At 68.8% G+C, this 18,201-nt stretch carries 17 protein-coding genes; 4 read left to right on the top strand and 13 right to left on the bottom strand.

Translation table 11 applies throughout. The annotated features are described in order from the left end of the window. Positions 1-206: 206 nt before the first annotated feature. Both BM310_RS10060 and BM310_RS10055 read left to right on the top strand, forming a co-directional pair. A complete protein-coding gene (locus BM310_RS10060; protein ID WP_089807314.1) occupies positions 207-455 on the top strand; it encodes a hypothetical protein in 249 nt (82 codons plus the stop codon). A 202-nt stretch (positions 456-657) separates the two neighbouring features. Then, positions 658-1,656: an ornithine cyclodeaminase family protein gene (locus BM310_RS10055; RefSeq protein ID WP_089807312.1), complete on the top strand. Its 999-nt coding sequence runs from the start codon at positions 658-660 to the stop codon at positions 1,654-1,656. A 95-nt stretch (positions 1,657-1,751) separates the two neighbouring features. Here the strand turns inward: BM310_RS10055 and BM310_RS10050 are convergent, their stop codons facing one another. The 6 genes from BM310_RS10050 to BM310_RS10025 all read right to left on the bottom strand — a co-directional run bounded on the left by BM310_RS10050 (position 1,752) and on the right by BM310_RS10025 (position 7,660). After that, complete coding sequence (locus tag BM310_RS10050; protein WP_089807310.1) at positions 1,752-2,189, bottom strand: hypothetical protein; 438 nt, start codon at positions 2,187-2,189, stop codon at positions 1,752-1,754. 94 nt (positions 2,190-2,283) lie between these two features. Further along, positions 2,284-3,351, bottom strand: coding sequence for an mRNA surveillance protein pelota (locus BM310_RS10045; protein ID WP_089807308.1), 1,068 nt, complete (start codon positions 3,349-3,351; stop codon positions 2,284-2,286). 47 nt (positions 3,352-3,398) lie between these two features. Continuing rightward, entirely contained in the window at positions 3,399-4,082 is a 684-nt protein-coding gene (locus tag BM310_RS10040; RefSeq protein WP_089807306.1) for a DUF4013 domain-containing protein, read from the bottom strand. A 55-nt stretch (positions 4,083-4,137) separates the two neighbouring features. Further along, the gene (locus tag BM310_RS10035; protein WP_089807304.1) at positions 4,138-4,854 is read right to left on the bottom strand and encodes a DUF4013 domain-containing protein; all 717 of its coding nucleotides are present in this window, start codon (positions 4,852-4,854) and stop codon (positions 4,138-4,140) included. Positions 4,855-5,039: 185 nt separating this feature from the next. Then, on the bottom strand, positions 5,040-7,151 hold the full coding sequence (rqcH, locus tag BM310_RS10030; RefSeq protein WP_089807302.1) for a ribosome rescue protein RqcH: 2,112 nt from the start codon (positions 7,149-7,151) through the stop codon (positions 5,040-5,042). Between the two features lie 59 nt (positions 7,152-7,210). Continuing rightward, on the bottom strand, positions 7,211-7,660 hold the full coding sequence (locus BM310_RS10025; protein ID WP_089807299.1) for a hypothetical protein: 450 nt from the start codon (positions 7,658-7,660) through the stop codon (positions 7,211-7,213). Between the two features lie 81 nt (positions 7,661-7,741). Between BM310_RS10025 and BM310_RS10020 the strand changes: the two genes are divergently transcribed. Further along, positions 7,742-8,263, top strand: coding sequence for a GNAT family N-acetyltransferase (locus tag BM310_RS10020; protein WP_089807297.1), 522 nt, complete (start codon positions 7,742-7,744; stop codon positions 8,261-8,263). Positions 8,264-8,349: 86 nt separating this feature from the next. Here the strand turns inward: BM310_RS10020 and BM310_RS10015 are convergent, their stop codons facing one another. From BM310_RS10015 to BM310_RS10000, 4 genes are all read right to left on the bottom strand, one after another. Further along, the gene (locus tag BM310_RS10015; RefSeq protein ID WP_089807295.1) at positions 8,350-9,546 is read right to left on the bottom strand and encodes a mechanosensitive ion channel family protein; all 1,197 of its coding nucleotides are present in this window, start codon (positions 9,544-9,546) and stop codon (positions 8,350-8,352) included. A 127-nt stretch (positions 9,547-9,673) separates the two neighbouring features. After that, positions 9,674-10,036, bottom strand: coding sequence for an SHOCT domain-containing protein (locus tag BM310_RS10010; RefSeq protein ID WP_089807293.1), 363 nt, complete (start codon positions 10,034-10,036; stop codon positions 9,674-9,676). 335 nt (positions 10,037-10,371) lie between these two features. Then, positions 10,372-12,045, bottom strand: a complete 1,674-nt coding sequence (locus tag BM310_RS10005; RefSeq protein ID WP_177232591.1) for a tRNA uridine(34) 5-carboxymethylaminomethyl modification radical SAM/GNAT enzyme Elp3 — start codon at positions 12,043-12,045, stop codon at positions 10,372-10,374. 189 nt (positions 12,046-12,234) lie between these two features. Further along, positions 12,235-13,350 carry an SAM-dependent methyltransferase gene (locus BM310_RS10000; protein WP_089807289.1) on the bottom strand — a complete coding sequence of 372 codons (1,116 nt, stop codon included), beginning with the start codon at positions 13,348-13,350 and terminating at the stop codon, positions 12,235-12,237. A gap of 106 nt (positions 13,351-13,456) precedes the next feature. Here BM310_RS10000 and BM310_RS09995 point away from each other — a divergent pair, with 106 nt between their 5' ends. Further along, the gene (locus BM310_RS09995) at positions 13,457-14,353 is read left to right on the top strand and encodes a helix-turn-helix transcriptional regulator (RefSeq protein WP_245778471.1); all 897 of its coding nucleotides are present in this window, start codon (positions 13,457-13,459) and stop codon (positions 14,351-14,353) included. Positions 14,354-14,403: 50 nt separating this feature from the next. Here the strand turns inward: BM310_RS09995 and BM310_RS09990 are convergent, their stop codons facing one another. From BM310_RS09990 to BM310_RS09980, 3 genes are all read right to left on the bottom strand, one after another. Further along, positions 14,404-16,596, bottom strand: a complete 2,193-nt coding sequence (locus BM310_RS09990; protein WP_089807287.1) for an OB-fold nucleic acid binding domain-containing protein — start codon at positions 16,594-16,596, stop codon at positions 14,404-14,406. 192 nt (positions 16,597-16,788) lie between these two features. Beyond that, entirely contained in the window at positions 16,789-17,391 is a 603-nt protein-coding gene (locus BM310_RS09985) for a YIP1 family protein (RefSeq protein WP_089807285.1), read from the bottom strand. 10 nt (positions 17,392-17,401) lie between these two features. Next, complete coding sequence (locus BM310_RS09980) at positions 17,402-17,989, bottom strand: thymidine kinase (RefSeq protein WP_089807283.1); 588 nt, start codon at positions 17,987-17,989, stop codon at positions 17,402-17,404. Positions 17,990-18,201 lie beyond the last annotated feature (212 nt).

Genomic DNA, 18,201 nt, shown 5'->3' with positions numbered 1-18,201 from the left:
TGTGAGTCTCCGCGACCGGACTCTAATTGCCGCCCGAGAGACTGTATTTCTATCTGTAAAGAAACGGCTGAAAAATTAACTCAAAAATGCTGTGATACCGCTCCGACATCATAAGTTATAGAAATAGCATCCGGGTATGACTACGACTGTATGGGTCAGGCATGGGAAAGAATTATATCACCTGTCTTCGTAGTAATACATGTATTATGACAGGGTACTACGACTACGTTCTCGGCCTCATTCCTGTGGCACTCCTCGGTCTCACCGGAACGCTGACCACCGCCGGATTCGGCCTCACCCAGGCCGTCCCAATCGCCGCGGGCGTCGCCGCCTGCATCGTCGGCCACGCGCTGTTCGTCAACGGGCCCGTCCCCGCCCAGACGCGACGCCCCATCGACACGAACAGTTCGGCCAACTCGAACTCGAACCCCGCGACGCCCGTCGACGCGGACTAGTCGTCCGACCCTGTCACACCGACGACCCGTCCGCGACTATCGATTCTCGACCAACTTCCTTCCGACACCGCACTTCGCGTGAGCCCCGGCGCTCGCCTCGGGTGGCTCTCGCACCGACGCTTCCCGGCCCGACGGTCGCACGAACCACGTCGGGACCGCCGACGCCCGCACGTTCATCACGCTGGCCCGCGTTGGGCCGCCCATGACTGAGACGCTGTTTCTGACGAGCGACGACGTGTCGGGTCTGGCGACTCCCGCGGAGTTCGTCGACGCCGTGCGAGAGGGGTACAGACAGCGAGGCGAGGGCGCGCAGGCCGAACCGCGGACGAAACTCACGAACGAGGACCCGCCGGGCTTTCTCACCACGTACGCCGCCGTCCTCCCGGACACGGGGGCGATGGGCGGCTACACGTACAGCGCCGGATTCGGCGCGGGTGACGCCTGGTTCATGACTCCACTGTTCGACGCGGAGTCGGGAGAACCGCTCGCACTCGTGGACGGCGCGAGCATGAACCCGTTCAAGACCGGTGCCGCGGGCGCCGTGGCCGTCGACGCACTCGCGCGCGAGGACGCGACGTCGGTCGCCATCATCGGAAGCGGCGCACAGGCCCGCGGACAACTCCGCGCGACGGCGACGGTCCGCGACGTCGAGACGGTGTGGGTCTACTCTCCGACGAAGGAACACCGCGAGGAGTTCGCCGGGGAGATGGACCGCCGACTCGACGCCAGCGTTGCCGCCGTCGCCTCGGCGGCCGCCGCGGTGGAGGGCGCGGACGTCGTCGTCACGGCGACGAACGCCTCCGCCCCCGTCTTCGACGGCGAGCGACTGGAACCGGGCACGCACGTCACCGCGATGGGGCAGTACACCCCCGGCAAGCGCGAACTCGACACGACGACCATCGAACGCGCGAAGTACGTTCCCGACCTGCGGGCGCGCGCGATGCAGGACGCCGGGTCGTTCCTCCACGCCGTCGAGGAGGGCGTGGTGGACGAAGACCACGTCTACGCCGAACTCGGCGAAATCGTCGCCGGCGAGGTGCCGGGCCGCGAGGACGACGAGGAGATTACCGTCTTCGACAGCGGTGGCACCGGCATCGAAACCGTCGCCGGCGCGTACCTCCTCTACGAGAAGGCGACGGCGGAGGGACTGGGGACGAGCCTCGACTTCGCGCCCGCGAGCGAGGCGCTGACCGGGGAGTGAGGCGCTTGGCGAACGTAGCGTCGAGCGAGTGAGACGACTCGCCGCCGGCGCGTGTGACGGAGCGTCGCCGCCCGTTCCACAGCCGATGCGGCGGACTACAACGAGAGGCGGGCCACCCGGGCCGTGGTCCGCAGGACGCGGGGCATCGCCGAGAGGGCGGCGGCGCAGACGACTGCGGGCACGAGGACGCCGGGGACGAACGACCCCCAGACGAGTTGCGCCCCGACGCCGAGATACGTCGCCCCGGCCACGACGAGACTGTAGTACGCGGAGCGCGCGGGCATCGTCCCGAAGTGACCCGGCGACGGCCACGTCGCGTCGCCGACGTATCCGCCGCGGAAGGCGGCGACGGCGAACGGACTCACGCAGAGGGCGGTCATCGCCGACAGCGACACCGCCTCCGCCGGCCGGGCGGCCAGAAGCATCCACAGCGTCGGCACGACGAGCGCCGATATCTCCATCCCGGCGAAGAACGTCAGGTCGAGGTACCGGTCGACCCGCCGTATCGCCGCCGACGCTGCACCGCGTTCCATGCAAGACGTTGGCACTCTCCGGGCAAAGGCGTTCTGCCGACGTTCGAGGCGGCGGGCGTCCGCACGAGTGGCGCGGGCCGACAGCGGGCGCGCCTCACTGCAACCGATAGCGGAGGATGGCCGCGATGCCGCCGAGGTTCTTCAGTTGGCGGCCGGGGTCGAACTCCGAGGAGAAGACGGCGACGTCGCCGCCCTGCCGTTCGACGCTCTGGATGACCTCGTTCACGTCCACGTCCCAGTCGCCCTGCCCCTGTCGTTCCTCGCGCAGGCGTTCGTCGAGGACGAGGAGCGTCTCCACCGCGCCGAACTCGGCGGCTTCGGCGACTGCCTCGATTCCGTAGGCCACCTTCTCGCCCGTGGCGATGCCCTCCATCAGGTCGTCGATGAGGTCAGCCTCCTTCGAGATGCGCGTCTGCGTCTGCACCTCGTCCACCGCGCCGCGTTTCAGCACCTCGTGGACGCCCCTGTCGCCGACGCTGGAGGTGTCCACGACGGTCATCTTCTCGGCCACGTCGGGGTGATTCTCCGCGACGTAGTCGCGGGCGTCCTGCTTCGTGAACCCCGGTCCCGCGAGGATGATGGCGTCGACGTCCATCCGCGACAGGGCCTTCCCGAGTTCCGCGAACAACTCCGACCGCGGGCGGGCGTACTCGCCCTTCCCCGTCGGCGCGGTGAACGAGAAGCGCTCCTCGGTTCCGTACTGCGCGACGGTGTGGATGTGTGCCTCGCCCTCCTCGACGGTGGCGATGACCACGTCGGGGTTCTCGGCGGCCTCCTCGGCCTCCTCGATGCGGTCGATCTGGTCCGGCTTGAAGTGCTTCTCGATGGTCACTTCGTCGTGTTCTTCGACGTTCAGCGTGTGGTGGTGCCCGAGTTGGTCCTCGCGGGAACAGCCGACTATCTCGCCGCCGACGCGGAGACGGTTGGCGAAACGCGCGAACTCCACGTCGCCGACGCTGATTGTGACGTGCATGTGTTCGCGTTGGCCGCCCGTGTCCCGCATCTGGTCGTCGTCTCGCTGGATGCGGCGAGTGGTGTCGCCGGAGACCAAATCGCCCGACTCGAGGACGTGCGAGAGGTGCCAGAGGTCGTCCACGTTCTCGGGGACGAGCGTGATGCGTTCGCGGCCCTCCTCGCCGCGTCCGCGACTCGAAATGCGCATATCCGACGTGCGGGGCCGGCGGGGAAAGGTGCTGCTATACCGTCCGTTCAGTAGTCGGACTCGACCACGCCGCGACGCTTCTTCCCGAGACCCTCGGCGAACCCGCGGCCGAACAGGTAGTAGGTGACGACCTGCGCGTAGAAGATGACGAAGATACCCACGAGGACGACTGAGAGTGCCGCGCCGACGGTACCGAGGACGACACCGACGACGATGGCCAACACCCACGCCTTGAAGTACTCGCCCGTCGTCGCCGCCGCGACGATGGTCGAGACGTCGAACGCCGCCCCGAGGGAGTCCTCGACGGCGAAGTTGGCGTACCCGGCGGGGGCGAAGTAGCCGACCAGGAGGCCGAACAGGCCGACGACGGCGAACCCGAGGAGCGTGGCGACCCCGAACGCGGCGCTCGGACCGGTCGTGGGGTCGGAGAGGAGCGCGGAACCGAATCCGAGGACGACGCCCACGAGAGCCATCGGGACGAACACGAGGAGGCCGTACACGAGGCTGACGAGGAATAGCTTGAGTCCGTCCACGACGAGGCCCCCCCAGTCGGTGAACGACGGGGCGGCCTCTTCGCCCTTCGCCGCACTCCGCATGACGCGGAGCGAGTAGCCCTGCACGACGAACACCGGGAGGACGAGGACGCTGAGGACGCTGAGCAGCCCACCGATGAGAATCGTCGGTATCCAGTCCGAACTGTTCCGCGGGTACGACAGGGCGTCACCTAGCATCGGCCGAATCGACACCCGTCGATAAGTTAACTCTTTATCAAAAGTCGTGTTCCGCTCAGATAGCGGCCTGTTCGTCGGGCCGGTCCTCGCTCTCGCGCATCTCGATGTCGTGGAGTTCGCCCCACGCGGTCCCGATGAGGTAGTACGCGGCCACCGCGGCGTAGAAGCCGAGGAACCCGCCGGCGATGAGGCCGAGCACCGGGATGGCGTTCAGAACGCCCGCGACCAACGCGCCGACGAAGATGACGGCGAAGCCGCTCACCCACGCCGTGAAGTACTTACCCGAGGTGAGGATGGGGCGCAGGTCGCCGAACGAGAACGCCTTGCCCATCTGGTCGGTCTCCGCGAAGTTCGCGACGGCCGCCGGGATGACGTACGCCGCCAGCAGGCCGAGGACGAACGAGACGAGGAGGCCCACGAGGATGCCGAGGCCGCCGAGAGCGGCCAGTCCGCTCGACCCCGCCGCGTCGCCCATCACGATGGTGAAGACGGCCCCGCCGACCAGCACGCCGGCGATGAGCGTCGGGACGAACCCGTAGACGATGGCGATGACCGCGGCCTTCAGGCCGTCTACCGCCAAGTCACCCCATTCGTCGAACGCCGGCGGTTGCTCGTCGCCGTGCATCGTCGCGCGGACGACCCGGACGAGATACCCCGCGACCAGAATCGTGGGGACGATGAGGACGCTGAGGAGGCTGAGGACGCCACCGATGAGGACCGTCTTTACCCAGTCTTCGTCGTTTCGTAGGTAGTTGAGTGAATCGCTAATCATGTTGTTTCACGAGCGCGCTCGCGTCCGCACTCGCGTCGGCCAGGTGGCCGTCCGCTATCGTGCATCCGTCTCGACGGTCGTGAGGACCGAGTGTGCGCTCGGGGAGAGATACGTCGGTTCGAGAGATAAATATAGACCCGTACAGTCGGAATAACTGAGTATTAGGTCCGCTACGGCGGAATCTCTCAGTCGTCCAGCAGTTCGCTCCCGCCCGGGGGGAGGAACTCCTGAATCTTGTCCGGGCTGGCCACCTTCCGGACGAACGACTGGTCGGCGAACGTCTCCTTGAAGCGGCGGTACACCATCTTCGCGGCGTCGTTCTGCGCGTAGCGGCCGGGTTGCAGGCGGACGGCCGTCTCCACGCGGCCCTCGATGGCCGTCGGCGGGCCGCCCAGCACGCGCGTCTCGCCCTCGCACTGGACGCCGACGAGAACCTCCGCCGCCACGTCGCGGAAGTACGTCCGGTCGCCGCGGACGACGAACGACCCCTTCTCGATGTACTCGCCGGACTCGGGCGTCTTCGACACCTGGTCGGGCGTCACCATGTACGCCTCGCCCTCGAATCGGCCCTCCTTCCACGTCGAGGAGTACGAGACGGCGAACTGCGCCGCCTCCCGCTTCGTCGAGTCGGGGAACTCCACCGCCTGCGACGGTTCGGAGGGGCCCGTCGCCTTCACGACGGTGACGGGGCCGCCGTGCGCCTGCGTGTGGAAGAACAGGTCGTGTTTGTTCAGGTACTTCTTGACTATCTCCTCGTTCTGGTCGGCGTTGCGGCCGCCGATGACGAGGTAGCCGTCGGAGGTGCGGAACCAGCGGAACCGCTCGTACCAGTGCTCTTCGGTCCGGAGCGGGATGGACGAACGCGAGAGCCAGTCGACGTCCTCGGGTTCCGACTCCTCGTCTTCCTCCTCTTCGTCGTCGTCGGCCTCCCACGCGTCGCGGCGGGCCTTCACCTCGGCCAGTTCCTCGCGGGTGTCCTCGATGGCCGCCTGCGCGCCCTCCTTCTTCCCCTCGACGCGCTTGGCCTCCGTGTAGAGCCTGTCGGCGTTCTTCTCGACGCCGGTGTCCACCTCGACTTCGACGCGCGTGCCGTCGAGTTCGACGGTGACGGTGCCCTCCGCGCCGTCGACGTCGACGACTGCCTCGGCGGCGGGGATGCCGCGTTCGGCCCCGTCTTCGAGCGTCTGACGGATTTCGTCCCACGGCACGTCCTCCTCGCGGGCCGAGCGAACCGTCGACAGCACCTCGTCCACCAGGTCGTAGTTGGCGTACAGCAGTTCGGCGCGTTCGCGTTCCGTCTGCGCCTGTTGCTCGAACCCCTCGATGGCGCCCTCCTGTTGCTCGATGATGCGCTGTTTCTTCTCTATCTCGGCCTCGAAGTCCGGGCGGTTCGACCCCGGTTCCTCCTCGGGTTCGTCCTCGGCGGTGCGGTCCAGTCGGTAGAAGTACTCGTCGAGGGCGTCGTTGAACGAGTCGTGCGACTCGCTGTTCAGCCCCTCGGCCGCGTGTTCTTCGAGGGGGAACGGCGTCGCGTCCACGACGGCGCCGTCCTCCTCGTACACGCGCGGGTCGAAGTCGCCCGACTTGAGGCGTTCGTGGAACGACTGGATGGCGTCGTAGACGGCGCGGAACTCCTCGTCGCCGGCGTCGGCGATGTCCATCGTCTTCTCGACGCCCGCGCGGGTGCAGAACTCCTCGGCGTACAGGCCGCCGAGGTTCACCTGCGTCGCCAGCGTCCGCACCACGTCGGTGTCGGAGTCCTCCATGCGACGCTTGAACCCCTCGTAACTCACCGTGAACGGATGGAGCCGGGAGGAGGGGAACTCGTACTGCGCGCCGGGGGCGACGGTGCGGGACTTCAGCCGCACCGTCTCCAGACTGCGGACGACTTCGCCCGTCTCGTCGAGGACGGCGACGTTGCCCTGTCCGAACAACTCGACGACGATAGTGGTGTCCTCGTCGTCGCGTTCGAAGTCGAACGAGAGGATGCGGTCGAACTCGTACTGCTCGACGCCCGCGAAGTCGGCTCCGCTGAGGCGGTTCCGAAGCATCATCGCGAAGTTCGGCGGCCGCCCGGGAGCGTCCGGCACGTGTTCCGGTTTGGCCGTGTGCGCCCGTTTCACGTCGCCGACTTCGACGATGAGTTCGACGCGACCCCGGTCGAAGTCGCGCATCCGCAGGCGAAGCAGGTCGTCGCCGTAGAGATAGGCCTTGTCGACCTTCGCCCCCTCGTACCGATTCAACTCGGTGACGAGGGCCGAGAGGTCGACGCTCGTCAACTCCCGCTTCGGGTCCATACCCCCGCATTCACGGGCGCGGCTGAAAAGCCGCACGTTCGGGCGACGCGCGTGGCGGGCTACGTGCCGTCCGCGGCCGTCCCCCACCCGAATCGCCGCGCGAGTCGGCGGACGCCCGCGCCGACGACGAACCCGACGGCGCCGCAGACGACGGCGAAGATGGTTCCGAACGCGAGGCTCTCGGCGACGGTGTTCTGCGGCGTCGTGAGGCTGAACAGCGCAAGCGGCAGGTAGAAGCCGAGACTCGGCCCGCTCGCGAGGGCGACGCTGACGAGGAGGCCGTCGTTCAGGAACGCGCCGACGGCGGCCACGAGGACGCAGATGGCGACGAGTGCGGGGAGGAACAGTCCGAACGGGACGGAGAGGCTCCCGACGAGTCTCGGCGGCAGGTGCAGGAAGAAGACGACGAGGAACAGTCCCGCGGCCACCGCGGTGAGGCGCACCGACTGCTCGGGGTCGCGCCCGAGAACGAGCGACTGTATCGTCGTCGACGGGGTGCCCGAGGCCATACCGACACGTTCGTCGAAGCGAGTGTTGAGTCTTTGCCCGAAGCCGAAACGCTCAGTCGGGAGGGGGCCGTTGGGTGAGACGTGACCGACCGGAACGAAGACGGCGAGACGGACGAGAACGCCGCGGCCGGCGCGACGGACGGGGACGACCCGTCCGAGTCGCCGCGAACGGGCGTGTTCGTCGCCGAGACGGAGGCGGAACGCGACGACGCCTTCTCGATTCGCCGCGAGGTGTTCGTCGAGGAACAGGGCGTCGCCGAGGAACTGGAGTGGGACGAGCACGACGAACCGGACGCCGACGCGACGCACCTCGTCGCCTACGACGACGACACCGTCGTCGGCGCGGCGCGGATACGCGCGTACGACGAGGAGACGGCCAAGGTCGAACGCGTCGTCGTCGCCGAGGACAGGCGCGGCGAAGGCTGGGGCCGCCGCGTGATGGCCGCCGCCGAACGCGAGGCCCGCGAGGTGGGGTTCTCGCGGGTGCGGCTCAACGCTCAGCGGCGCGTCCAGCCGTTCTACGAGTCGCTCGGCTACAGCGCGTTCGGCGACGAGTTCGACGACGCCGGCATCCCGCACATCGCGATGCAGAAGTCGCTGTGACGCCGGCCGTCTCGACGGTCCGCGAGTCGGGTCGACTCTCCCGTCGGTCGGAAGGTGGTCGGCCGAGACGCGCCAGTCCGCCGCCCTCAGTCGGTCGTACTGACCGACGTCGGCGGCTCCTCGCTCTCGACGCCGTCGCGGACGGCGAACCCACCGGCCTCCTCGCGTCCCGCGAGTTCTCGCTGCGGGTAGGGTATCTTGATTCCCCGGCCGTCGAACGCCTCCTTTATCGCCTGCACGACGGCCGCGTTCGCCTTCGCGCGCCGAGGCGCGGACGGGTGCTTTATCCAGAAGCGAACTGTGAGCCCGACCGCCGAGTCGCCGAACGTCGTCGGGAGGACGTTCGGTGCCGGCACGTCCGCGACGACGCCCAGGTCTTCGACGGCCGCCTCCGCGACGCCGACGGCCAGGTCGAGGTCCGTCTCGTAGTCGACGCCGACCTCCACGGTGAGGCGGAGTTGGTCCCGGCGCGTCCGGTTCGTGATGGTCGCCTTCGTCACGCGGTCGTTCGGGAACACCACCGACTCGCCGTCGAAGTTCCGCAGACGGGTGTTGATGATGGTGATGTCCGAGACGATGCCCTCCTCGCCGTCTATCTCCACCCAGTCGCCTATCTCGAACGGTCGGGAGAACATCAGGACGAACCCGGCGATGAGCGACCCGAGCGTCTGTCTGGCGGCCATCCCGACGACGATTCCGAGGAAGCCGGCACCGACGAGGAGGCTGCCGAGTTCGGCGTCCCAGACGGTCAGGGTCGCCAGTCCCACCGCGAGGAGGACGACCAACTGGAGGACGCGGAAGACGATGCCCTCCTGATGTTCGTTGATGCGGTCCGAGTCGGCGGCGTAGGCCGTCAGCCACGACTCCAGGGCGTCGATGCCGACGTACGCGCCGACGAACAGCGCCGCCGTCAGGAGGACGCGCCCCGCGACCGGCGCGAGACTCGCGAGCAACACCGTCGCCGCGAGTGCGAGGTCCTCGCGCCCCCAGACGACGAGGACGGCCAGCGTCGCGGCGACGAACACGCCCGTCTGGAGCGTTCGCACGACCACCGACGGCGGGAGCACCCACCGCGCCTCGGACACCGAGTCGGGTATCCGCGGGTCCGACAGCACCCGGTCGTCCAACTCGCGGGCGGCGCGGGTCACCGCCCGCGGTGCGAGCAACAGTGCGACAGTGACGGCAGAGCCGACGAGCACCGCCGTCGCGCCGAGACGCGCCTCGGTCGTCGCCACCTGCGCCAGCGAGGACCGGGCCGTCGCGAGGAACTCCCCCACCTGCATCAGGACCGCCCCCGGGACCGCACGGCAGTCGCGTCGCGTCCCATATCGTCGTAGAGGCGGGGGCGGTTACGTATAAGTCCGACGGAGAGAAATCAAATCTGATACGTCTGCCGTCGGAACGGCGGACTCACTCGCGCTCTGTTTCGACTGCTTCGGTCCGCCGTTCGACGCTCACCTCGAGGTCCTCACGCGTCTCGACTTCGAGGAGTCGTTCCAGTTTCGCCTCGAACTGCGCGTCCGAGAGGTCCCCGCGAGCGTACCGTTCCCGGAGCGTCGCGAGGGCGTCGTCGGCCGGTTCGTCGGGCGTCGCCGCGCGCGTCGAGGTGTCCGTCTCGTCGTCGTCGCGGACGGCGACGGCGACGAGTCCGACCGCGAGGGCGCAGAAGCCGATGCCGACGATTGGCGCGCCCGTGAGGAGGAACCCGAGGCCGACGGCGACGAGGACGAACCCGGCGGCACCCACCCAAGCGGGACCGCGAAGCGAGACCATGTCCGAGGATTCGTGGCGAGCCTCAAAAGTCGTCGCACTCGCCGGCGGCGGTCGAACCGCCACCCCGCGGCGAGACTAACCTGCTCCGACCCCACTTTTTCCGGGGGCTCGCTCCGCTCGCCCCCGCAAAACCTGGTGGAAAAAACCGCCACACCTCAGAACCGCTTCGAGACCTACACCCCCACTTTTTCCGGGGGCTCGCTTCGCTCGCCCCCGCAAAACCTGGTGGAAAAAACCGCCACACCTCAGAACCGCTTCGAGACCTACACCCCCACTTTTTCCGGGGGCTCGCTTCGCTCGCCCCCGCAAAACCTGGTGGAAAAAACCGCCACACCTCAGAACCGCTTCGAGACGTACGGCCCGTCCTGATGGTACCCCAACTTCTGCTTGTAGTACTCGCGGACGCCGATACCGGAGATGACGCTCACCTTGTCGTAGCCGGCGTCGCGCGCCATCTCCTCGGCGTGGCCGAGGAGGCGGCGGCCGTACCCCTTGTGCTGCCAGTCGCCGTCGCCGCCCAGTCCGACTTCGGAGCCGTACACGTGGAGTTCGCGGACGAGGGCGGCGTCTTCCAACTCCCTCCGGACCGGGTCGTGCGGGAACCGGAGGCGACAGAAGCCGACCAGCAGGTCCTCGGCGGGGTCCTCGAACGAGATGAAGTGTTCGGTCCCCTCGGCCGCCTCGTACGTCTCCACCTGCAGTTCGACGCGTTCGGGGTCCGGGTCGGCGTCGTTCATCCCCACCTCGCGGGCGCGGATGTCGTTCACCTCGATGCCCTTCTCCTCGGCGCGTTGCTCGGCGAGTTGGCGGAGGTTCGACTTCCAGACGCCCGCGTCGATGAAGTCCGCCGGGATGTCCCGCTGGACGCGTTGGAGGCGCGTGTACTTCGGAATCATCCCCATCACCTCGGCGACGACGTCCGCGGCCTCCTCGTTGTCCAGCGGGTCGTACTCGTCGCGCCGCCACATGTCGTAGGTGATGGTGTCGCGGACGACGAGCGTGGGGTATATCTTCAGGTAGTCCGGCCGCCAGTCGGCGTTCTCGAACAGTTGCCGGAAGTCCTCGACGCACATCTCCTTCGACATGCCGGGCTGGCCGGGCATCATGTGGAAGCCCACCTTGAACGCCGAGTCGCGGAGACGGCGGTTGGCGTCCAGCGACGCCTGCACGCCGTGCCCGCGGTGCATCTCGCGGTTGATGCGCTCGTACGTCGTCTGGACGCCGACTTCCACCTTCGTCGCCCCCAGGTCGAGCATCCGGTCTATCTGCTCGGGGTCGCACCAGTCGGGCTTCGTCTCGAACGTCGTCCCGATGTTTCGCACGTCGGCCGTCTCGTTCTCCGCGATGACGTCCTCCAGATACCGGAACTCCACGTCCTCGGGGTCGGGCTTGAACGACTGGTCCTCGGCGGGTCGCGGTTCCGAGTCGAGGTCGTAGTCGTTCATCGCTTCGAGTGCGCGCTTGACGAACCACTCCTGGTAGTCGTGGCTCCGCGCGGTCATCGTCCCGCCCATCAGAATCAGTTCGACCTTGTCCACGGGGTGGCCGATGTGCCGGAGTTGCTCCAGACGGAGCGTCACCTGTCCGTACGGGTCGTAGTCGTTCTGGACGCCGCGCGCGGCGGCGGGTTCGTGGCCCGTGTACGACTGCGAGGAGGAGAACTCGCTGGCCGGACCGCCGGGGCAGTAGAGGCACTTCCCGTGCGGGCACATGTGCGGCGAGGTCATGATGGCGACGGGCGAGACGCCCGACGCCGTCCGAACGGGCTTGCGCTGGACGACCGACTTGACCTCCTCGCGGCGGCCGTCGGGGGCGTGTTCGAGGACGTCGGCGTTCTTCGGCACCTTCGGCGAGGAGTGCTCCGAGCAGGCGTCGAGTTTCGCGGATTCGAGGTCGTCGCGCTCTATCTCGCCGTCGAGGATTCGCTCGACGAGCGTCTCGCAGGTGCGACGGAACGCCTCCGTCTCCGTCGGGTCGTCCGTCTCCGTGGGGTCGGTGTCGGCGCTCACGGCGGCATCACCGCCGCGGCGGCCGTTCGAGCGAGGGTTCTCATTGGCTCTCAATCGCGGCGTTTCGGGGTTAAGGGTGTCGCTCACCGGTCGGTCGAGGAGCCGACGACGCCGCGAGACGGCCGTCGGCGGAACCGACGCCCCGACGGAGGGTGGCGCCGGCGCAGACGACTCGGACGCCGGGGACGGTCAGGGAGTCAGCCGGTAGAGGCGGAGGAAGAAGTCTTCGACCGGGAGTACCTCGAACCCCGAGAACCCCGCCGCCTCGGCGTACTCGCGGAGCGTGCCGGGCCGCATCACCGTCCCCGTCGCCGCCGACGGGTCCTCGACGCGGCCGACCGGCAGGCAGTGCAGGACGCTCCACCCGTACATCAGCGGTTCCACGTCGGTGCCCGTCTCTGTGAACGTCTCGCCGACGCGTTCGTCCACGACGAGTACGGTTCCGTCCTCGGCCGCGAGGCGGCGCATCGTCCGCAACGCCCCCACCGGGTCGGACATGTCGTGGACGCACTCGAACGCGGTCACGAGGTCGTAGTCGCCCCGGATGTCGGTGTCCGTCACGTCCCGGTGGTGAATCGTCACCCGGTCGGCGACGCCCGCCTCGGCGACCGTCTCCCGGGCGGCCTCGACGGACGCCTCGTCCACGTCGTAGCCGTCCACGCGAACCGACTCGTACGCGTCGGCGAGTCCGATGGCCGACCACCCGTAGCCGCACCCGACGTCGGCGACGCGCGCGCCGTCGCGCCGCAGTCGTTCGTCGACGTCCGGCATCGTCGGAATCCACTCGGCTCCGAGCGTCGAACGGAACGTCGGCCGGTTGATGCGCGCCTGCCCCTCGCGCAGGTCGCGTCCGTACTCCTCGAACGGGACGCCCGCCCCGGTGCGGTACGCCTCGACCACGCGTTCGAGCGGCTTCACCGCGCCAGCGACCAGTTGCGCCAGCGGAACGGCGTGATGCGGGCTGTCCGGGTCGGTGACCACCTCGGCGTGCGCGGCCGGGAGCGAGAACCGGCGCTCGGCCGCGGGCGCGTCGGCGTCCTCGACGGCGAGTATCTCGAGTACCGTCTGGTGTTCCAGCCACTCGCGGGCGTAGCGTTCGTCCGTCCCCGTCGCCGCCGCGAGGTCCGCCGCCGTCGCGGGGGACGCGCCCGCGAGGGCGTCGTAGTAGCCGAGTCTGTCGCCGAGGTAGGTCGAGAACAGCCCCAGCGACGCCGCGGCGTCGTCGACGAGGCGTTCGACCAGTCGCTCAGTTCGGTCCGCGTCGGTCGTCGTCCGGTCTCGTTCGGGAGAGTCGTGGGAACTCATACCGACTCGGACGGTGCGATTCGGGCTATAGTCACCTCCTGAGCCGCGTTTCGCGGCGCGAACGTCGTCTCACCCCGTGCGAACGGTTAACACGACGTGCCACGTAGTGACACGAACGACGACGGAGGACGACAGGATGCCGGAGACGACGGCACTCGACGAACTACTGCGGTACGCGGCCGAGCGTCGCCTCCTGCGTGACCGACTGACCGACGAGGACAGACTCGACACCGACACGCTCGTCGACGTGGTCCGGCACGGCCCCGCGCTGGAGGCGCTGTACGGCCGGCCGCTCGACAGGCGGGAGTTAGAGGACAGCCTCGGCGTCTCGCGGGCGACGAGTCACCGGACGACGCGGTGGCTGACGGAGCGCGGACTCGCGGTGCGGCGGGACGGCCGGTTCTCGTTGACGGGGAAGGGCGAGGTGTTCGCCGACGAACTGCTCCGACTAGGTCGGAACCTGCGGGCGGCCGAGCGTCTGGCTCCGCTCCTCGACTGCATCTGCGAGACGCACCGGGAGTTCGTCGTCGGACCGTTCGCCGACGCCACCGTCACCGAAGCGACGCCCGACGACCCGTACGGACCGGTGTCGCGCTTCCTCGAACTCCTCGACGCGAGCGCGACGTTCCGCGGGTTCAACACGACGCACGTCGTGCCGCCGGGGTCGCCCGCGTTCGCCGAGGGCGTGTTCGAGGAGGGCGACGCCGAGTTCGTCACGGTCCCGACGGTGGCAGACCACGTGCTCTCCGGCGAGACGGCGACGGCCGTCGAACGCGGCCACCTCCGTCTCAGGACGAGAGGGGCGCTCCCGTACGGGCTGGCGATATTCGACGACCACGTCGGCGTCGGCGGCTACGACGACGAGACGGGGGCGCTACGGGTGTTCGTGGACACCGACGGCGGCGACGCCCGTCGCTGGGCCGAGCGGGTGTACGAGATGTACCGAGAGGCGTCCGACCCGGTCACGCCGGGGCACGACGATGACGGCGAAGCGACGCGCTGAGCGATGCGAGCGGACGCGGCGAGAACGACGCGAGAAGCGGCGGAACCGCGTTAGAACTGGTCGACGGTGGCGTCGACGACGGCGTCGGCGACGGCGTCGCGAGCGCCCGACAGGAACTCGATGCGGTTGTCGCGGACGGCGATGGCGGTGACGCCACCCTCGGGAACGGCCTCGCGGGCCGCCGCGGCGACGGCGCGGATGTCGATGTCGTCCGTCGCTCGGACGAACAGTTCGTCCATCGCGGTGGCGACGGTGACGTACTCGTCGCCCTCGCGGTTGCGGCGGTGGAGTTCGTCGACGAGGAGCGACGTGGGCGGGAAGTCGTAGCGGTGGGTGTAGGCGTCGGCGTCGAGGACGGCGACGGTCACGTCGCCCTCCTCGCGCACGTCGAGGTTGGCCTGCGCCGTCTCGACTTCGGTGTCGAGCTTGATGCGGAACTGCTCGGCGATGTGGCCGGCGAGGTTACCCTCGACGGCGTCGCCGCCGGCGCGTTGGGCGCCCGGCGACACGCCGTCGTCGAACAGCAGGTCCGTGATGAGTTCGCGCTTGTCCTCGTAGGACTGGTAGTACGCCTCCAGCGCGATGGCCTCTCGGAGTTCGCGCGTCCGGTCGGCGTCGTAGCCGGCGTCGGCGGCCAGCGTCACGTACGCCTCGGGAGTGTCCTCCCAGTAGCTCACGGCGGGGAGGTGCGCGATGTCGTCGCGGACGCCCGCGTCGACGGCGGCGGCGAGGTTCGCGCCCAGCGCACCGGTCGAGAGGTCCGCGGCGTCGGCGCCGGCGAGGCCGGGATTGACGACGGCGTCGGCGTGCGCTTCGACCTCTTCGTCGGCGACTGCGGCGTCGACGACGACGCGTTCGGCGCCGTAGACGTCGAGCAGTCCGAGTCCGTCGAGCGATTCGGCGGTCGCGCCGACGCCCAGGAGGAGGACGAGGGGGAGCTTCTCGTCGTGGCGCTGGTTGTCCTGCAGCATCCGCGTCACGTCGTTCGTCGCCGCGTCCATGCCGTAGACGGGGTCGTCGAGCGGTCGGCGGGTGAAGTAGTGGTACTCGGCGTCTGCGCGTTCGTGTTCCTCGCGGATGCGGGGGAGCACGGCGCGTTCGACGGCGGCGCCGGCGACGTAGCCGTCGGCCGTCGCCGGGTGGCGGACGACGATGGGGCGCGATTCGAGGATTGCGCGGCGAACCACCGTGGCGGCCTCGCGCAGTTGCTCGGTCACGGCCTCGACGGGCGCGTGGTCGGCCAGCGGTTCGACCGACTCGGGGCGGGCCCGCGCGGCCATCGCGTCGTCGAGTCGCTGGAGGACGGCGTCCGCCTCGTCACCGTCGAGAGCGACGAGTTCCTCCGTCTCGACCTGCAGTTCGTCGCGGCGCATCTCCACCTCGCCGTCGAGGCGAACGACGTCGCCCTCGCCGACGTCGGGGTAGGCGCGGACGCCCGCCTCGACGAAGGCGGCGCAGTCGACGACGCCCGTCTCGTCGCGAATCTCGAAGATGGTCGGGCCGCCGGTCTGTCGCGTGCTGACGACTTCGCCCTCGATGCGGACTTCGTCGCCCACGCGGTCACCGAGGCTCTCGACGGTGACGTGCTCGAAGCGGTCCGCGTCGCGTTCCTCGGTCGCGTCGGCGTCGTCCGTCTCGGCCTCCGCGGCGCCGGGCGAGCCCGGTTCGTCCGTGTGTCGCGCCGGGGTGTCCGGCGTCTCGTCTTCCGTCTCTGCCGCCTGCGTCGCGTCCGCTTCTGCCTCCGTCTGGTCCGTCTGGTCGTCCGTCTCCTGCGCGTCGGCGTCGGTCGCCCCGTCGTCGGCTTTCTCCTGACTCTCGCCGTTGCGCTCTTTGGACTTCGTGGCCATCCCCTTCGGCTTCTTCTTCACCGGACCGGGGGAACTGTCGTCGGACTGCTCGACGGGCTTGCCGTCGTCCTCGCCGTCCGGGTCGTGAATCTTCGAGCCGCGGAACTCGCGTTCGGACTGGCGGATGGACCAGCCGAGGTCGATGTTTCCGTTGTCCCGGATGTTCTTCACCTGGACGAACACGGTGTCGCCCGCGTCCCAGTCGAGGCTCTCGAGGCGACGGTCCAGTTCGCTGCGGTGCAGCAGTCCCGTCACGCCCGGCGCGAGGTCGACGAACACACCGAACTCCGCGAACCCATCGACTTCACCCTTGTAGTACCGCCCCGGCGTCAGCTGATGTGGGGAATCTCCCCGAAACTCGAACCACACGTCTTCGTCGTGCGTAATCCAATCCATTGCGTGCAACAAACGACCCGGGACTAAAACCCTTGTCGAATCCGTCCCGGAAACGCGTGCGTCGCGGCGGCGTTCCTCCGCGTTTCCGACTCGTTCGCCGCCGAACCCCCTGTTGTCGGGCGAGAGACACGAACGCGCACGGCGTTCGTTGGACGGGCGTCGGTCACCGCTCGGAGCGGCGCCCGTCCGGGTTCAGACGAGGCCGAGGCCGCGTGCGACCGTCTGCAACGCCGCCAGCCCGCCGAAGACGTAGCCGAAGAGGAACGTCGCGGGAATCGCCCCGGCGACGGCGGCGCGGGCGACGCTCACGCCGTGCCGTTCGCTCAGGCCGACGACGAGGAGGGCTGTGCCGTAACCGGCGCAGACGACGCGGAGTTCCGGGCTCGGAATCCCGGCGACGACGCAGGGCGCGGCGGCGTAGGCGACGACTTGCACCGTCTCGCTGATTCCCCCCCTGTCGCGGACGAGGAGGACCAAGAGCACCGTCTGCATCGCGGCGGTGAGGTGGAGGACGGCGGGCGCGAGGAGGAGGGCGACGGCGGCGAGTCCGACCAGCGCAGAGAGCGCCCGGCCGCCGGCGAGCGTCGGTATCCGCGACGGGACCAGCGCGAACAGGCCCGTCGTGTAGGCGACGGCGACGGCGACGGCGAAGACGAGGCCGGGCGCCTGGTCGCCGGGCGCGACGCCGTTTCTGAAGAACCGGCGGGGGCGAACGAGCACTTCCAACCACGCCCGGAGGACGCCGCGCGGTCCGCGTTCCCGCCCGCCCTCCGGATTCTCGACCCAGGTAGTCACGTCGTGTACATCAGTCGCGGCGGAGCGTATGACAGTTCCGACATCGCGCCTCGTAGGACTCCTCGGCGCCGACGACGATCGTCGCGTCGTCCGCGTGCGCGGGGTCGCCGTCCACGAGTCGCTGGTTCCGACTCGCCGGTTCGCCGCAGACGGTGCAGATGGCCTGCAGTTTGTCCACGTACTCGGCCGTCGCCATCAGTTGCGGAAGCGGTTCGAACGGCTCCCCGCGGAACGTCTGGTCGGTGCCGGAGACGAGGACGCGGCGGCCGTCCGCGGCGAGGTGTTCGCAGACGTCCACGAGGTCCGCGGAGAAGAAGTTCGCCTCGTCGATGGCGACGACGTCCTGCCCGTTCAGGTCCTCGACGATGGTCCAGATGCCCTCGCCCTCGGCGGGGACGACCCGCGCGTCCCACTGGCTCCCGGCGTGCGACCCGACGGTCGTCTCGCCGTACCGGTCGTCGAGCGCGGGTTTGAAGACGGCCACGTCCTGCCCCGCGATTTCGGCGCGTCGCAGGCGGCGGAGGAGTTCCTCCGTCTTCCCGGAGAACATCGACCCCGTGATGACCTCCACCCACCCGCTCTTGGTGATGGCGTGCATATCCTGTTCGGGTGCGAGCGAACGTCAAAACGGTTGCTCATTCTCTCCGGACTGTCTCCGACGCCAATCGAACGGTACGAAACCAGTCGGGGCCCCGGTATCCCGACGATACGCGCGCCGCGAACCGCCGAACCGGCGGTTAAGTTCGCTAAACAGCGACTTTCGTCCGAGTAATCCTGTCGGTAGCAAAGTGTATTGTACCCGACTGTTCA

The sequence above is a fragment of the Halogeometricum rufum genome (assembly GCF_900112175.1).
GTDB lineage: Archaea > Halobacteriota > Halobacteria > Halobacteriales > Haloferacaceae > Halogeometricum > Halogeometricum rufum.
The sequence above is the reverse complement of the archived record's forward strand: the minus strand, read 5'-3'. Positions and strand labels throughout refer to the sequence as shown.